Genomic DNA, 16,121 nt, shown 5'->3' on the forward strand with positions numbered 1-16,121 from the left:
TGTTCGGTTAGAAGCGCCCGCCGCCGCTCATCCGGCCGCGGGTCCGGCCGCCGCCGAAGCTGCCGGGCCCGGGGCCGCCGTAGCCCCCGCCGGGGCCGTCCGGGTCGTGGTCCCGGACGCCGGGTCCACCGCCGCCCCCGCCGCCCGCGCCCCCACCGCCGCCGAGGATGCCGCCCAGCAGGATGCCGCCGACCACCGCGCCGCCCATGCCGCCCGTACCGCCCGCGCCGCCCCCGCCGCCGTAGCCGAAGTCCCGGTAGCCGCTGAGGTCCTGGCGGGCGTCGGTCTGCGCCTCCCGGGCCAGCCGGTCCGCCTGCCTGGCATGCCGCAGCGCGCCCGCCGCGTCGGTCGCCGCGGTCGACTCGGCGATCCTGAGCCGGCGTTCGGCCTCGGTCAGCCGGGTACGCGCCTGGCTGCCGATCGCCCCCCGGTGCGTGGTGATCAGATCCCCGGCGGCGGCCACCTCGCTGCGGGCGGCGAGCAGCGCCTGGTCGAGCAGCAGCCGGGCCCTTCGCTCCCCGTCCTCCCGCTCCCGGGCGCCGGCCAGCGCCTGGTCGAGCCCGGAGTCCGCCTCCTCCACCCGCCGCAGCGCCGCGATCGGGTCGTAGCGGCCTGCCGTCACCTCCTGCCGTACGTCCTCGGCCACCCACTCGGCGCGGGCGATCCGGCCGCGCAGATCCGCGTACGGGGTGCCGGCGCCGGTGCCCGCCGTGCCGGCGGCCCGCGCGGTGGACTCCAGCAGCCCGCGCGCCTCGGCCAGATCGGTGTCCGTCCCGGCGAGCGCGCCCCGCAGCTTGGTGTCCGCCGCCCGCAGCTCCTGCTCACGGCGGGTGACGGAGTCGGCCAGCGTGGCCGCCTGATCCAGGGCGCTCTCGGCGGCGCGGACGAAGACCGCGACCCGGCTGTGGTCGGTGCCGAGGGCCGCCCGGGCCTGGTGCAGGCTGGCGCGGGCGAACTCCAGCCGGTCCATGGCCTCGGCGGGGTGGGCGGCGACCGGGTCCAGGGCGGAGTCGGCGTAGCGCCGGGCCAGCGCGCGCAGGCCGCTCTCGGCGGCGCCGATCCGGCCGGGCAGTCCGGCCGCGGTGGCCTCGGCCCGCTCCAGCACCTGGGGCGCGTTGGCCTCCATCGCCCGCAGCTCGTCGAAGGCCTCGGACTCCGCGTCGAGCCTGCGGTTGGCCCGGGTGCAGCGGGAGAGGATCTCGTCCAGCATCAGCCGCCGGGTGCCGTCGTCCTCGGGGAAGGTGTCGTCGAGCTTCTGCCGCAGCCGGAAGGCCGCGGTCAGCTCGCTGCGCGCGTACTCCACGGCCTCACCGAAAGGGCGGGCCGCCGCCTCGCCGAACTGGGCGGCGGCGCAGCCCACGTCCTCCTGGCTGGTGCGCACCGCGTCGTCGGTGGCCACCAGGAGCTGACGCGCCTGGGCGTCCAGCTCCGGCAGCGCGGTCACCGGCGTCGGCTGTTTGGGCTTGGGCCTGGCCGCGCCCCAGCCGGCCACGCCGGCCACCGGCCGGCCGGCCGCCGCCTGCCGGAACCGGCGCCTGCGGGTGGCGATCGCGCCGAGCACCACCACGGTGACGACCGCGGCCACCGGGACCCACAGACCGGAGGCACCCTGCCGGGTGCCCGAGGCGCCGCCGCCGGGGTCGACGGCGCCCGGGGTGATGGCGGGGAAGGCCACCGGACGGCCGGCGAGCACCGCGGCGCAGCCGTCGGCCGCGCCGATCGCCGCGCCCGCCCAGTCGTTGGCCCGCAGCGCCGGCTCGACGGCGCCGTCGGTGACCTCGCCCAGCTGGGTCTGGCTGAGCACGGAGTCCTGATCGGCGGAGACCGCGTACTGCCGGTCGTGGGTCGCCACCGCGAGCAGCAGGTCCCGGCGGCCGAGACCGTTCCGCACCGCGGTGGCGTTGGCCCAGTCCTGCGGGATGCGGCCGGAGAAGCCGCTGACGTAGACGACGTAGAGACGGATGCGCTGGGTGTCGTAGAGCCGGTCGAGGGCGGCCCGCACCGCGGGGCCGCGGCTGCCGAGCGCGCCCACCCGGTCGGTGACCCGGGCGCCGGGGCCGAGCCGGACCGGGTCGTCGGCGCGGGCGGCGCCGGCCGGCGGGGCGAGGCAGAGGGCCACCGCGCCGAGAGCCGCGAGGAACGCTGGGACCGCCCGACGTCTCTTGCGCACCGCGCCGCCTCCCGCTCCGCGCCACGGCCCACCGCGTGGCTCCTTTTTCGGAGGCTATGTGCGGTTTGCCGGTGGCGCGACCGGGAGGGGGCGCCGCCGCCCCGGCCTTTGAGCCCCCGGTGGCCGGGGCCGGCTGCCCCAGCGCCTTGCCGCTGTCGCCGGACCTCCGGCTGGCGGTGGGTCGCTCGCGCGGTTCCTCGCGCCCCTTGTGATCCCCCCTGCTTCGACGGAAGGGCCGCTTCACCGAGGGGCCGATCCCGACCGCGGGCGGCGGCTCAAGGTGCGCGCCGGTGCGGTGAGCCGAGCCCCTCCTCCTCGGCGTCCGTCCACAGCCCGCGGTCGTAGGGCGCCTCCGGTATGGACACCATCTCGACCTGCCGGCTTCCGACGCTGACCGGCAGCGACTCCCGCAGCAGCGCCATGCTCTCCCGCAGCCGCGCGGCGTCCGTCCGGACCCGGCGCATGTCGAGGCAGTCCGCCGCGTGCTCGTCCAGCCGGGCGACACACCGCATCAGATCGTCGAGTCGTCGCTGGACCGAGCTCAGGTCGTCGTGCAGGGACATGCGGTGCCCTCACCATCTGCCGGCGTGCGGTGGATGACGCTCAGGTGGGCGGTGGCACCGCCGCGGTTGTGAGTGTCGCGCGGCACACCGGGCCTTGTGAAGACGGCTGCACCGTATTCCGGGCCGCTCCGGGCCGTTCCGGGTTCGTTCCTGGCCGCCCCCGCGTGCCCCCTGGTCGCCCGCCTGCCCCCGGCCGCCCGCGCCCGCCCCCCGCCCCCGCCGGTGGGCCGTCCGGATGATCTCGGTGGCCCGGCGCGGCGGGTCGGCGGTCGGGGACGGCCGGGGCGGGATGCCATATCCCTGCGGAATCGCCCGATAAAACCGATAAACGGCAGATCAGACCAGCCGAGCCAGGTCCCCGGCACATCGCGTACGCAGGCCGTACCGGCGCCGGCGGGGCCGCGGAGGTGTCCCACCCATGAACGGCAGCCCCATGAGCAGCCCCCCGCGCGACGGCATGAAACCGGCCGGCCCGGCCCCGGCGGCCCGGCGCCGGACGCTGCGGATCGCCGTGGCGCTCACCGCCGGAGCCGCGCTGACGCTCACCGCCTGCTCGGCCGGCGGCAACAAAGCGGCCGGCACCGCGGGCACCGACCTGGCCACCGTCGCCAGGTCAGGGGTGCGCGACGGCGGCACCCTGCGCTGGGCGGTGGACGCGATGCCGCGCACTCTCAACGCCTATCAGGCGGACGCCGGGGTCGAGACCGCCGCCGTCGCGGCCGCCACCTTGCCGGCGATGTTCCGGCTCGACGGGCACGGCACTCCGAAGGCCGACAAGAACTTCGTCACCAAGGCCGAGGTCACCAAGCAGGAACCGCGCCAGGTGGTCACCTACCGGCTGAACCCGCGGGCACGCTGGAGCGACGGCAGGGCGATCGGCCTCGCCGACTTCACCGCTCAGTGGAAGGCGCTCAACGGCAACAACACCGCCTTCTGGACCGCCCGCAACGCCGGCTACGACCGGATCTCCGCCATCCGGCAGGGCGCGGACGCGCACCAGATCAAGGTCACCTTCGCCACCCCGTACGCCGACTGGCGCTCGCTGTTCGGCCCGCTCTACCCGGCCTCGGTCAGCGGCAACGCCGACGCCTTCAACGACCGCGCCCGCACCGCCCTGCCGGTCGTCGCCGGGCCGTTCCGGCTGGGGGCGACGGACACCAAGGCGAAGACGGTCACCCTGGTCCGCAACACCTCCTGGTGGGGCCACCGGGCCAGGCTCGACCGGATCGTGCTGACCGCGGTGCCGCGCGCCGCCCGGCCCGCCCAGCTCGCCGCCGGCAGGCTCGACCTCGCCGACATCGACCCGACCTCGCTCGCCGTGGTGCGCGGGACCAGCGGCTTCGCGGTGCGCAAGGCACCCGACGCGGCGTACGCGCAGCTCGCCATCAACGGCAGCGGTGGGCCACTGGCCGACGAGCGGGTGCGGCACGCGGTGGCGCGGGCGATCGACCGCAAGAAGATCGCCGCCGCCGTGCTCAAGCCGCTCGGGCTGCCGGTGATCGCGCTCGGCAACCACCTGGTGCTGCCCTCCCAGAACGGATACGCCGACCACAGCTCGGCGCTGGGCGCCGCGGGGCTCCAGTCGGCCGAGGCGATGCTGGCCGACGCCGGCTGGCACCGGTCGGCGGCGAAGACCGGCGAGAAGGCGGCGGGTCCCGGCCGGACGGCGGCCTCCGGCGCGCTCACCGTGGTCGAGCCGAGCCGGGTGGTGGCCAAGGCGGGCAAGCCGCTCAGCCTGCGGCTGGTGCTGCCGTCGAACTCCCCGACCCTGGACGACGTCGGCGGCCGGATCGCCCGGATGCTCTCCGGCATCGGGGTCCGTACCGAGATCAGCAAGGTGGGCGCGGGCGACGCCTTCCAGGACAGCATCGCCGGCGGGCACTTCGATCTGGCGCTGTGGTCGTGGCCCGGCACCGCCTACCCGGCGACCGACGACACCCCGATCTTCGCCAAGCCGGTGCCGGCCGCCGACGGCTCGGTCTCGGTCGCCCAGAACTACTCCCGGGTCGGCACCGACCAGATCGACCAGCTGCTGACCCGGGCCGGCAGCGAACTCGACGCCTCCGCCGCCCACGACCTCACCGCCCAGGCGGACTCCCGGATCTGGGCGGCGGCCGGCTCCATCCCCCTTTACCAGCGCCCCCAGGTGGTGGCCCTGCGCACCAACGTCGCCAACGCGGGAGCCTTCGGTTTCCAGACCCCGGCGTACGAGGATCTCGGCTTCCGCAAGTGAGCGGGCGCTACTGAGGCGGGGCGGCGGCCGGACCATCCCGGTCCCGCCCCGCCCCGGTCGCTTGATCGACCGCTTGATCGGCCGCCTGATCGGCCCCTGCGTCGGTCGCCGCATCGGTCCCCGGGTTTGCCGCTGTATTGACAGGGACCGGGGCCCCGTACCATGGGGGGAGGCCGTGGCTCGACCTTGCCCGGCAGGCGAGCGCGTCGAACGAGGGACGCGACGTCATCCACGATTCCGGGAGAAGCGCCGCAGCATGTCCACGCGCCACGACATCCGTAACGTCGCCATCGTCGCTCACGTAGACCACGGCAAGACGACCCTGGTCGACGCGATGCTCAAGCAGGCCGGCGCGTTCGCCGCCCACCAGCATCTCGACGACCGGATGATGGACTCCAACGACCTGGAGCGCGAGAAGGGCATCACCATTCTCGCGAAGAACACCGCCGTCAAGTACCACCCGAAGGACGGCGGCGACCCCGTCACGATCAACATCATCGACACCCCGGGCCACGCCGACTTCGGCGGTGAGGTCGAGCGCGGCCTGTCCATGGTGGACGCGGTGGTCCTGCTGGTCGACGCCTCCGAGGGTCCGCTGCCGCAGACCCGCTTCGTGCTCCGCAAGGCGCTGACCGCCCGGCTGCCGGTGATCTTGTGCATCAACAAGACCGACCGCCCCGACTCGCGGATCGACGAGGTGGTCAACGAGACCTATGACCTCTTCCTCGACCTGGACGCGGACGAGGAGCAGATCGAGTTCCCGATCGTCTACGCCTGCGCCCGGGACGGGGTGGCCTCGCTGACCAAGCCGGAGAACGGCACGGTGCCGGCCGACAGCGACAGCCTGGAGCCCTTCTTCTCCACCATCCTGTCCACCGTCCCGGCCCCCACCTACACCGAGGGCGCGCCGCTCCAGGCGCACGTCACCAACCTCGACGCGGACAACTTCCTCGGCCGGATCGCACTGCTCCGGGTGGAGGAGGGCGAGCTTCGCAAGGGCCAGCAGGTCGCGTGGATGAAGCGCGACGGCTCGGTCACCCAGGTCAAGATCACCGAGCTGCTGATGACGCAGGCGCTCACCCGCAAGCCGGCCGAGATGGCGGGCCCAGGCGACATCTGCGCGGTGGCCGGCATCCCGGACATCACCATCGGCGAAACCCTCGCCGACCTGGAGAACCCGGTCGCCCTGCCGCTCATCACGGTCGACGAGCCCGCCATCTCGATGACCATCGGCACCAACACCTCCCCGCTGGTCGGCAAGGGCGGCAAGGGCCACAAGGTCACCGCCCGGCAGGTCAAGGACCGCCTGGACCGGGAGCTGATCGGCAACGTCTCGCTCCGGGTGCTGCCGACCGAGCGTCCGGACGCCTGGGAGGTCCAGGGCCGCGGCGAGCTGGCGCTGGCCATCCTGGTCGAGCAGATGCGCCGCGAGGGCTTCGAGCTGACCGTCGGCAAGCCGCAGGTCGTCACCAAGCTGATCAACGGCAAGATCCACGAGCCGGTCGAGCGGATGACGGTCGACTGCCCCGAGGAGTACCTGGGCGCGGTCACCCAGCTGATGGCGACCCGCAAGGGGCGGATGGAGACCATGACGAACCACGGCTCCGGCTGGGTCCGCATGGAGTTCGTCGTGCCGGCCCGTGGTCTGATCGGGTTCCGCACCGACTTCCTCACCGACACCCGCGGCACCGGCATCGCGCACAGCATCTTCGAGGGCCACGAGCCGTGGTTCGGCGACCTGCGGACCCGGAACAACGGCTCGCTGGTGGCCGACCGGTCCGGCGTCGTGACGCCGTTCGCGATGATCAACCTCCAGGAGCGCGGCGTGATCTTCGTCGAGCCGACCACCGAGGTGTACGAGGGCATGATCATCGGTGAGAACTCGCGCACCGACGACATGGACGTGAACATCACCAAGGAGAAGAAGCTCACCAACATGCGCGCCGCGTCCGCGGACAACACCGAGAACGTGGTGCCGCCGCGCAAGCTCTCCCTTGAGCAGTCGCTGGAGTTCTGCCGCGAGGACGAGTGCATCGAGGTGACCCCGGAGACGGTCCGGATCCGCAAGGTCGTCCTCGACCAGAAGGAGCGCGGCCGCGCCGCCTCACGCGCCAAGCACGGCTAGCAGCCGCCGCGGGCGCCGTCGGCCGCGACTCCGGGGATGAGCCCGGGGTGAGCGTGTCGAGAGCCTGAAGCGAGCCTGTCCAAGGGTCCGGGGGACGTCCCCCGGACCCTTTGCGTTGGCCGGATCGTCGGCCGACGGATGTCCGTTATTCGGACACTCTTCATCGTTAGATAGGTCACATTGTCCCTTTGGATAGTGTCTGTCTACTTCCGGAATGTCCGGATTCCGGGACATTTTCCAGCGCGCTGTGATCAAAGCGAAACCGTCTTCTGTTCATTCCCAAGCCAAACATGACCGATAGTGGACGATGTTGAGCTCGGGTCAATGGGTCAAGCGCCGATGGAGAGCGCCGACTCACGAGCACGGAAGGCCGCCTTCGCTGTCAGGGGTGTCAGCGCACGGCCTTCCTTTCACGTATCGACAGTGACTCCTGAGGAGGCAACCCATGCGTGGTGCCAAGAGCGCCAAGTGGGTGGTAGGGGCGGCAGTCGTCGCCCTGGCAGCAACCGCCTGTGGTTCCGGCGGTTCCGGTGACAGCAAGTCCGACGCCGGGAGCGGGAACGACGGCATAGTCCGGGCCTGGTGGGGCGACCCCCAGAACCCCCTGGAGCCGGCCAACACCAATGAGGTGCAGGGCGGCAAGGTCATGGACATGATTTTCATGGACCTCAAGGAGTACGACCCCGCCACGGGCAAGGCCAACCTTGAGGCCGCGCAGTCCATCACCACCACCGACCAGCAGAACTTCACCATCAAGGTGAAGCCGGGGCTGAAGTTCTCCGACGGCACGCCGGTCACCGCGAAGTCCTTCGTGGACGCGTGGAACTACGGCGCGCTGCTCACCAACGCCCAGCTGAACGCGTACTTCTTCGAGGACATCCAGGGCTACGACGCCGTGCACCCCTCGGCGGAGGGCGCCAAGCCGACCGCGAAGACCATGTCAGGTCTGAAGGTCGTCAACGACGACACCTTCACGGTCAAGCTGACCCAGAAGTTCTCCACCTGGCCGGACCGGCTCGGCTACAAGGCGTTCGCGCCGCTGCCGGCCTCGTTCTTCACCAACCACGCCGCCTACCTCGCCAAGCCGGTCGGCGACGGGCCGTACATGGTGCAGTCCTACACCAAGGGCAGCAGCATGAAGCTGGTCCCGAACCCGTACTACACCGGCCCCAGCAAGCCCAAGAACAAGGGCGTGCTGCTGAAGGTCTACACCGACGAGAACACCGCCTACGCCGATCTCCAGGCGGGCAACCTGGACGTCGACGACTCCATCCCGGCCCAGGACCTCAGCCACGTCAAGACCGACATGGACGGCCGCTACCTCAACCAGCCGGCCGGCATCAACCAGACCATCTCGTTCCCGCTGAACCAGAAGGCGTGGAGCGCCCCGGGCATGGACAAGGTGCGGCTCGGCCTGTCGATGGCGATCGACCGGAAGACCATCACCCAGAAGATCTTCCAGGGCACCCGTACCCCGGCCACCGACCTCACCTCCCCGGTGCTCGGCGCGGCCGGCGGCTACAGCTCGACCATCGCGGGCGACGCCGTCACGTACAACCCCACCAAGGCCAAGCAGCTCATCGCGGAGGGCGGCGGCCTGCCCGGCGGCCACATCACCATCGGCTACAACGCCGACACCGGCTCCCACAAGGAGTGGGTGGACGCGGTCTGCAACAGCATCAACCAGGTGCTGGGCAACAACAAGGCCTGCGTCGGCGCCCCCACCGGCACCTTCGCGGACTTCCGCAACCAGATCACCAAGGGCCAGGAGACCGAGCCCTTCCGCTCCGGCTGGCAGATGGACTACCCGCTGATCGACGACTTCCTGACGCCGCTCTACGCGACCGGCGCCAGCTCGAACGACTCGCACTACAGCAACCCGCAGTTCGACGCGCTGATCAAGCAGGCGAACGCGGAGCCGGACACCGCCAAGGCGACGGCGCTCTACCAGCAGGCCGAGAAGCTGCTCTTCAAGGACATGCCGGTCATCCCGCTGTGGTATCAGAACGGCGGCGCCGCCTGGTCCTCCCGGGTGTCCAACGTCAAGGAGAACGCCTTCAGCTACCCCGTCTTCACCGACATCACGGTCAACCACTGACCTGACCGGAAGAAGCCGCCGCCCGCCCTCCGCGCCGGAGGGCGGGCACACGGAGGCACACGGGGGACTGACAGCAATCGCTCGCGGTAACGATGCCGGCCGGGTCCACAGGCCCCGGCCGGCGTCTGCCCGATCCCTGGAGGGCAGATGGGGCGCTACGTCATCAGACGACTGCTCCAGATGGTTCCGGTCTTCATCGGTACCACCTTTTTGATCTTCGTCATGGTCTACGCACTCGGCGACCCGGTGGCCGCCATGTTCGGCGACCGTGCCCCCGACCCCGCCACGGCGGCCCAGATCAGGCATCAGCTGTATCTCGACCACTCGCTGCCGGCCCAGTACATCCATTACATGAAGGGCATCTTCACCGGGGACTTCGGCCAGGGCGTCAACGACCAGCCGGTCACCCAGCTCCTTCGGACCGCGTTCCCGGTCACGCTGCGGCTCGCGCTGGTCGCGTTCGCGATCGAGGCGGTCGTCGGTGTCGCGCTCGGCCTGCTCGCGGGCCTGCGCCGGGGCCGCTTCGCCGACACCGGTGTGCTGGCGTTCACCCTGCTCGTGGTCTCCATCCCGACCTTCGTCACCGGCTACCTGCTCCAGTACTTCCTGGGCGTCAAGTGGCACGTGGCGCACCCGGCGGTCGCCGAGGGCGCGCCGTTCGGCGATCTGATCCTGCCGGGTGTGGTGCTGGCCGGGGTGTCCCTGGCCTACGTGGCCCGGCTGACCCGAACCTCGGTCGCGGAGAACTCCAGCGCGGACTACGTGCGCACCGCCGTCGCCAAGGGCCTGCCCAGGCGGCGCGTGGTCACCGTGCACCTGCTGCGCAACTCCCTGATACCCGTGGTGACCTTCCTCGGCACCGACATCGGCGGCCTGATGGCCGGCGCCGTCGTCACCGAGCGGATCTTCAATATCCACGGCGTCGGCTACCAGCTCTATCAGGGCATTCTGCGCAACAACCCGCCGACCGTGGTGGGCTTCGTGACCATCCTGGTGATCATCTTCCTCGTCGCCAACCTGCTCGTCGACCTGCTCTACGCGGTCCTGGACCCGAGGATCCGGTATGCCTGAATCCATCCCCGCCACGGTGCTGGAAGACGGCGCCGCGACCACCCCGGACGGCCTCGCGGTCCCCGCGGAAGAGCGCGAGAAGCCGCGCAGTCTGTGGAACGACGCCTGGCACGACCTCAGCCGCAAGCCCATGTTCTACATCTCCGGCCTGATCATCCTCTTTCTGATCGTGATCTCGATCTGGCCGGGACTGATCGCCAGCGGCGACCCGCTCAACTGCAATCTGATCAACTCCCAGGTGGGGCCGAAGAGCGGTCATCCGTTCGGCTTCGACACCCAGGGCTGCGACGTCTACACCCGTACGGTGTTCGGCGCCCGCGACTCGGTCTCGGTCGGCATCCTGACCACCGTCGGGGCCGCGCTGATCGGCACCTTCCTGGGCGGTATGGCCGGCTTCCTCGGCGGCATCTGGGACGCGCTGATCTCGATGCTCAGCAACATCTTCTTCGGCATCCCGATCCTGCTCGGCGGCGTGGTGTTCCTCTCCGTCGTCAAGGGCGGCTCGGTCTTCACCGTCTCCGCGTTCATCGTGCTGCTCGGCTGGCCACAGATCGCCCGGATCGCCCGCGGCGCGGTGATCACCGCCAAGCAGCAGGACTACGTGCAGGCGGCCAAGGCGCTCGGCGCGAGCAACAGCCGGATGCTGCTGCGGCACATCGCGCCCAACGCGCTCGCGCCCATCATCGTGGTGTCGACGATCGCGCTCGGCACGTACATCTCGCTCGAGGCGACCCTGTCCTTCCTCGGCGTCGGCCTCAAGCCGCCGGCCGTCTCCTGGGGCATCGACATCTCCGCCGCCTCCGACCAGATCCGCAACGCCCCGCACATGCTGCTGTGGCCCGCGGGAGCGCTGAGCATCACGGTGCTGGCGTTCATCATGCTGGGCGACGCGGTTCGCGACGCCCTCGACCCCAAGCTGCGCTAGGAGGGCGTACGTTGACTGTCATCGATGAGAGCGCGGGCGCCCAGCCGTCCGCCGCGACCACCACCCCGCTGCTGGAAGTACGGGACCTGCACGTCGAGTTCCACACCCGCGACGGTGTGGCGCGTGCCGTGAACGGCGTCAACTACTCGGTGAACGCCGGCGAGACCCTCGCGGTGCTCGGCGAGTCCGGCTCGGGCAAGTCGGTCACCGCGCAGGCCGTGATGGGCATCCTGGACATGCCGCCGGGGCGGATCCCGCAGGGCGAGATCCTCTTCCACGGCCAGGACATGCTGAAGATGTCCGGCGAGCAGCGCCGCAAGATCCGCGGCCGGAAGATCGCCATGATCTTCCAGGACGCGCTCTCCTCGCTGAACCCGGTGCTCTCGGTGGGCTACCAGCTCGGCGAGATGTTCCGGGTGCACGAGGGCATGTCCCGCAAGGCCGCCAAGGCCAAGTCGATCGAGCTGATGGACCGGGTGCGCATCCCGGCCGCCAAGGAGCGGGTCGACGACTACCCGCACCAGTTCTCCGGCGGTATGCGCCAGCGCATCATGATCGCGATGGCGCTCGCGCTGGAGCCCGAGCTGATCATCGCCGACGAGCCGACCACCGCGCTCGACGTGACGGTGCAGGCCCAGGTGATGGATCTGCTCGCCGAACTGCGGCGCGAGCTGAACATGGGCCTGATCCTGATCACCCACGACCTCGGTGTGGTCGCGGACGTCGCCGACAAGATCTCGGTGATGTACGCGGGACGGATCGTCGAGGACGCCCCGGTGCACGACATCTACGCGGCGCCCGCCCACCCGTACACCAAGGGTCTGCTCCAGTCGATTCCCCGGCTGGACCAGAAGGGCCAGGAGCTCTACGCGATCCAGGGCCTGCCGCCCAACCTGCTGCACGTCCCCTCGGGGTGCGCCTTCAACCCGCGCTGCCCGATGGCCCAGGACATCTGCCGTACCGAGGTGCCCCGGCTCCAGCCGGTCGGCGACCGGCGCGGCAGTGCCTGCCACTTCTGGAAGGAGACCCTCGGTGTCAACGGTGAATGAGCCGGCCAGCCCGGCCCGCGAACCGATTCTCCAGGTCCGCAACCTGGTCAAGCACTTCCCGCTGACCCAGGGCATCCTCTTCAAGAAGCAGACCGGCGCCGTCAAGGCGGTGGACGGCATCTCCTTCGACCTCTACCCGGGGGAGACGCTGGGCATCGTCGGCGAGTCCGGCTGCGGCAAGTCCACCGTGGCCAAGCTGCTGATGAGCCTGGAGACCGCCACCGCGGGTGAGGTGTTCTACCAGGGCCAGGACATCACCAAGCTGACCGGCCGGGCGCTGAAGGCGGTCCGCCGCAACATCCAGATGGTGTTCCAGGACCCCTACACCTCGCTCAACCCCCGGATGACGGTCGGCGACATCATCGGCGAGCCGTTTGACATTCACCCGGAGGTGGCGCCCAAGGGCGACCGCCGCAAGCGGGTACGGGAACTGCTCGACGTGGTCGGGCTCAACCCCGAGTACATCAACCGCTATCCGCACCAGTTCTCCGGCGGTCAGCGGCAGCGCATCGGCATCGCCCGCGGCCTGGCGCTCAACCCGAAGATCATCATCTGCGACGAGCCGGTCTCGGCGCTCGACGTCTCGGTGCAGGCGCAGGTGATCAACCTGATGGAGAAGCTCCAGGACGAGTTCGGCCTGTCGTACATCTTCATCGCGCACGACCTGTCCATCGTCCGGCACATCTCCGACCGGGTCGGCGTGATGTACCTCGGCCGGATGGCGGAGATCGGCTCGGACGCGGCGATCTACGAGCACCCGACCCATCCGTACACCCAGGCGCTGCTCTCCGCGGTGCCGGTGCCGGACCCGCGGGCGCGTGAGCACCGGGAGCGGATCATCCTCTCCGGGGATGTGCCCTCACCGGCCAACCCGCCCTCGGGCTGCCGCTTCCGCACCCGCTGCTGGAAGGCGCAGGAGCGGTGCGCGGTCGAGGAGCCGCTGCTCGCGGTGCCCAGCGTCTTCGCCGGGCAGGACACCCCGGCGGCGCACGAGTCGGCCTGCCACTTCGCGGAAGAGGCCGCGGTCGTCTGATCGCGGGGCCGTCGAGTCGGGGGAGCGGCCTGATCCGACAGCGGAGCCGCTGTGGTGAGGGTGTCCCGCTGGGACACACCTCTTCCACCGCGGCTCCGCCGCCTTGTTCAGCCGGCCGACGGTCAGGAAACCGTCAGCGCCGCGTCGTCGATCACGAAGCTCGTCTGAAGGGACGAGTCCTCGCTGCCGGCGAACGCCACCGTGACCGTCTGGCCCGCGAAGGACGAGAGGTCGAAGCTCTTCTGGACGTAGCCGGTGGCCGCGTTCAGGTTCGAGTAGGTGGCCAGCGTGGTTCCGCCTGCCTTGACGGTGAGCTTGTCGTAGGCCGTGGTCCCGGAGGTCTCCGCGGTGTCGATGTGCAGGTAGAAGGTGAAGGTGGCGCCGCAGCCGGCCGGCACGGCCACCGCCTGGGAGAGCGTGTCGCTGTGGGTGGAGCCGTAGCCGTTGAGCCACGCCTTCCAACTGCCGGCGTGCGGGGCCTCGTCGGTGGAGTTGTCGACCACCCCGGTGCTGGCGCTCCACGGTGAGGCGGTGCCGGTCTCGAAGCCCGGGTTGCCGAGCTTCTGGCCGGGCGCGGTGCAGCCACCGCCGCCACCACCCGTGCCGGTGATGGTCCAGGTGAAGCTCGCGCTGCCGGCGGCGCCGGTGCCGTCCTTGACGGTGACCGTCACGCTGTAGCCGCCCGCGGTGGTCGGGGTGCCGGAGATCAGGCCGCTGGTGGCGCCGATCGACAGGCCCGGGGGAAGTCCGGTGGCGCTGTAGCTCAGCGTCTGGCCGGAGGTGGAGTCGGCCGCGGCGATCTGCAGAGAGGTCGCGGTGCCGACGGTGCCTGACTTGCCGCCCGGGTTGGTGACGGTCACGGTGTTGCCGCCGCCCCCGCCGGTGCTGCCGTTCAGCAGGGCGTTGGTGAGGCCGTCGGCGATCGGGGAGCCGACACCGGTGACCGGATCGTAGCCGGTGGCGGTGCTGTAGTCCTGATTGGCGCCGGCCGTGATGTCGTGGAAGGCGGCGGCGTATCCGCTGCCGGACGCGATCCGGTAGAGCGCCGGGTTGGCCTCACCCAGGCGCGCTTTGCCGGCCGCCGTGGCCTTCTGGTTGTAGAGCGCGCTGAAACCGGACCACAGCGGGGCCGCGGCGCTGGTGCCGCCGACGACGGTCCAGCCGCCGGTGGTGTACACCGCGAACGGGGAGCCGGGGTAGTCGGCGTTGGAGGAGACGTCGGGCACCGAGCGCATCGTGCCGCTGCCGGTCTGCCAGGACGGCTTGGCGTAGACGGTGGAGACACCGCCGCCGCTGTCGCTCCAGGCCCGCTCCGAGCCGTAGGCCCCGCCGTTCAGGGTGAGCGTGGTGCCGCCGACGCCGGTGTCGTAGGGGCTGGAGGCGGGGTAGTCGACCGCCTTGGTGGACGAGCCCGCGCAGTCACGGGAACCGTCGTCGCCCGAGGCGCTGTAGATGCTGATGCCCTGCGCCGCGGCCTGCCGGAAGGAGTTGTCCACGGCGGTCCGTACGGACGACGTGGTGTCCCGCTCGCAGCCGCCCCACGAGATCGAGATCACCGAGGCGCGGTTGTCGGAGACGATCTTGGCGGCCATGTCGATCTCGCCCTGGTCGCTGTTGGGGGCCTCGTAGACGAGCTGGGTCGCCTTCGGGGCGACGCCGCGCACGATCTCGCTGTCCAGCTCGACCTCGACCTGGCCGTCGCCGGGCCGGCTGTCGTAGTTGGCGCCGTCCACCGAGACGGTGCTCGCGGTCGGACCGGTCAGCCCGAACTGGCTGTTGTACGTGGTGAGGTCGGCCGCCTTGTAGCCGTCGAACTCCCACAGCGCCACGGTCTGCCCGGTGCCGTCGGCGCCCAACTGGTTGAGCCGGTAGGCCGCGTCGTACTGGCTCGGACCGAAACCGCTCGGTGTCGCGTTCGGGGTCGCGGTGCCGCCGGCGAGCTCGGGGTGCAGCACCGTGTGGTTGTCGAGACCGGAGACGCCCTGCACGACGGAGGCCACGTCCGCCGGGAGGGTGGGCGTGCCGGTGTTGGCGTAGAAGTGCCGCGCCAACGCCGCGTCGTAGTAGTTCACCTCCTGGGTCCCGAAGGCCGCCTCGACGACGGACGAGGGGCCGCTGGCGTCGATGACCTGCGCGTTGGGGCTGACCGCGGTGACGGTGAGGCCCTGGGCGCGCAGGTACGCCGTCACCCGGTCGACGTCGGCCCGCGCCGGGGCGAAGCGGGCGTTGAACTGGGTGGGTGTCAGATAGTGCCCGTAGTCCGCCGATCCGGGTGTGGAGACCGCCGTGATGAGCTGGTCGAGCGCGGCGCTGTCGCGCAGCTTGAGGCTGACGGCCACCGACAGCCGCTGGGTGTCGGGGACCGCGCCCAGGGCCTGCGAACGGCCGAGCGCGGGGGCGAGGTTCTGGGCCAGCGCCGTACGCGCGGTGCCGGCGTCGGGGGAGGGCGCGGCGTACGCACTGGCGCCGGCGGCGAGACCGGCGGTTATCAGTGCCGCGGTCGTCACGGACGCGGTGACGGCTCTGCGGAGGCCGCGCCGGGGCGCGGAAGGAGACGAGTGCAAGGAACACCTTCTCTGGGAGATGCTCGGACACGAGGGCCGGAACGACGGCGGTTGCCCTCGGACCGTGCGGAACCGGATCGAGCGGTGGCGCACGTGCTGACTTTCGAAACATTCGGCGGGGCGCCCGCGCAGCGGTGGGAACACCCCGTCGGACATGCCCGATTGACTACGGGATATCATGGGCATGACAAGTCGAAACGGACATCTACTCGCGGAGATCTGGGGACAACGGTGCCACGATAGGCAGACCCCAAGGCTGGGCACAAGGCTGAGTTCGAGGGATGGACCGG

10 protein-coding genes are annotated in these 16,121 nt (G+C 71.0%); 7 read left to right on the forward strand and 3 right to left on the reverse strand.

What is annotated here, in order from left to right; all coding sequences use genetic code 11:
* Positions 1-7 precede the first annotated feature (7 nt).
* The gene (locus OG519_RS22785) at positions 8-2,170 is read right to left on the reverse strand and encodes a TPM domain-containing protein (RefSeq protein WP_405586995.1); all 2,163 of its coding nucleotides are present in this window, start codon (positions 2,168-2,170) and stop codon (positions 8-10) included.
* Between the two features lie 275 nt (positions 2,171-2,445).
* A complete protein-coding gene (locus OG519_RS22790) occupies positions 2,446-2,733 on the reverse strand; it encodes a hypothetical protein (protein ID WP_405586997.1) in 288 nt (95 codons plus the stop codon).
* Positions 2,734-3,151: 418 nt separating this feature from the next.
* On the opposite strand from OG519_RS22790, the gene OG519_RS22795 reads away from it, so the two are divergent.
* The 7 genes from OG519_RS22795 (at position 3,152) to OG519_RS22825 (ending at position 13,267) form a co-directional block, all read left to right on the forward strand.
* Positions 3,152-4,966 carry an ABC transporter family substrate-binding protein gene (locus OG519_RS22795; RefSeq protein ID WP_405587000.1) on the forward strand — a complete coding sequence of 605 codons (1,815 nt, stop codon included), beginning with the start codon at positions 3,152-3,154 and terminating at the stop codon, positions 4,964-4,966.
* 256 nt (positions 4,967-5,222) lie between these two features.
* On the forward strand, positions 5,223-7,091 hold the full coding sequence (gene typA / locus OG519_RS22800) for a translational GTPase TypA (protein WP_405587003.1): 1,869 nt from the start codon (positions 5,223-5,225) through the stop codon (positions 7,089-7,091).
* Between the two features lie 445 nt (positions 7,092-7,536).
* A complete protein-coding gene (locus OG519_RS22805; RefSeq protein WP_405587006.1) occupies positions 7,537-9,189 on the forward strand; it encodes an ABC transporter substrate-binding protein in 1,653 nt (550 codons plus the stop codon).
* Positions 9,190-9,336: 147 nt separating this feature from the next.
* A complete protein-coding gene (locus OG519_RS22810; RefSeq protein ID WP_405587008.1) occupies positions 9,337-10,260 on the forward strand; it encodes an ABC transporter permease in 924 nt (307 codons plus the stop codon).
* A complete protein-coding gene (locus OG519_RS22815; protein ID WP_405587011.1) occupies positions 10,253-11,185 on the forward strand; it encodes an ABC transporter permease in 933 nt (310 codons plus the stop codon). Before OG519_RS22810 ends, OG519_RS22815 begins: the two co-directional genes overlap by 8 nt.
* Before the next feature lie 11 nt (positions 11,186-11,196).
* Positions 11,197-12,234 carry an ABC transporter ATP-binding protein gene (locus tag OG519_RS22820; protein ID WP_405587014.1) on the forward strand — a complete coding sequence of 346 codons (1,038 nt, stop codon included), beginning with the start codon at positions 11,197-11,199 and terminating at the stop codon, positions 12,232-12,234.
* Positions 12,218-13,267: an ABC transporter ATP-binding protein gene (locus tag OG519_RS22825; protein ID WP_405587017.1), complete on the forward strand. Its 1,050-nt coding sequence runs from the start codon at positions 12,218-12,220 to the stop codon at positions 13,265-13,267. Before OG519_RS22820 ends, OG519_RS22825 begins: the two co-directional genes overlap by 17 nt.
* A 122-nt stretch (positions 13,268-13,389) precedes the next feature.
* Here OG519_RS22825 and OG519_RS22830 read toward each other — a convergent pair whose 3' ends face one another.
* Complete coding sequence (locus OG519_RS22830) at positions 13,390-15,774, reverse strand: protease pro-enzyme activation domain-containing protein (protein WP_405587020.1); 2,385 nt, start codon at positions 15,772-15,774, stop codon at positions 13,390-13,392.
* Positions 15,775-16,121 lie beyond the last annotated feature (347 nt).

Source organism: Streptomyces sp. NBC_01190 (assembly GCF_045039895.1).
Lineage (GTDB): Bacteria > Actinomycetota > Actinomycetes > Streptomycetales > Streptomycetaceae > Actinacidiphila.

Excerpts from the sequence above, each read along its gene's own strand:
- OG519_RS22790 (WP_405586997.1), bottom strand. The coding sequence starts at position 2,733 with ATGTCCCTGCACGACGACCTGAGCTCGGTCCAGCGACGACTCGACGAT.
- OG519_RS22795 (WP_405587000.1), top strand. The coding sequence starts at position 3,152 with ATGAACGGCAGCCCCATGAGCAGCCCCCCGCGCGACGGCATGAAACCG.
- typA (WP_405587003.1), top strand. The coding sequence starts at position 5,223 with ATGTCCACGCGCCACGACATCCGTAACGTCGCCATCGTCGCTCACGTA.
- OG519_RS22805 (WP_405587006.1), top strand. The coding sequence starts at position 7,537 with ATGCGTGGTGCCAAGAGCGCCAAGTGGGTGGTAGGGGCGGCAGTCGTC.
- OG519_RS22810 (WP_405587008.1), top strand. The coding sequence starts at position 9,337 with ATGGGGCGCTACGTCATCAGACGACTGCTCCAGATGGTTCCGGTCTTC.
- OG519_RS22815 (WP_405587011.1), top strand. The coding sequence starts at position 10,253 with ATGCCTGAATCCATCCCCGCCACGGTGCTGGAAGACGGCGCCGCGACC.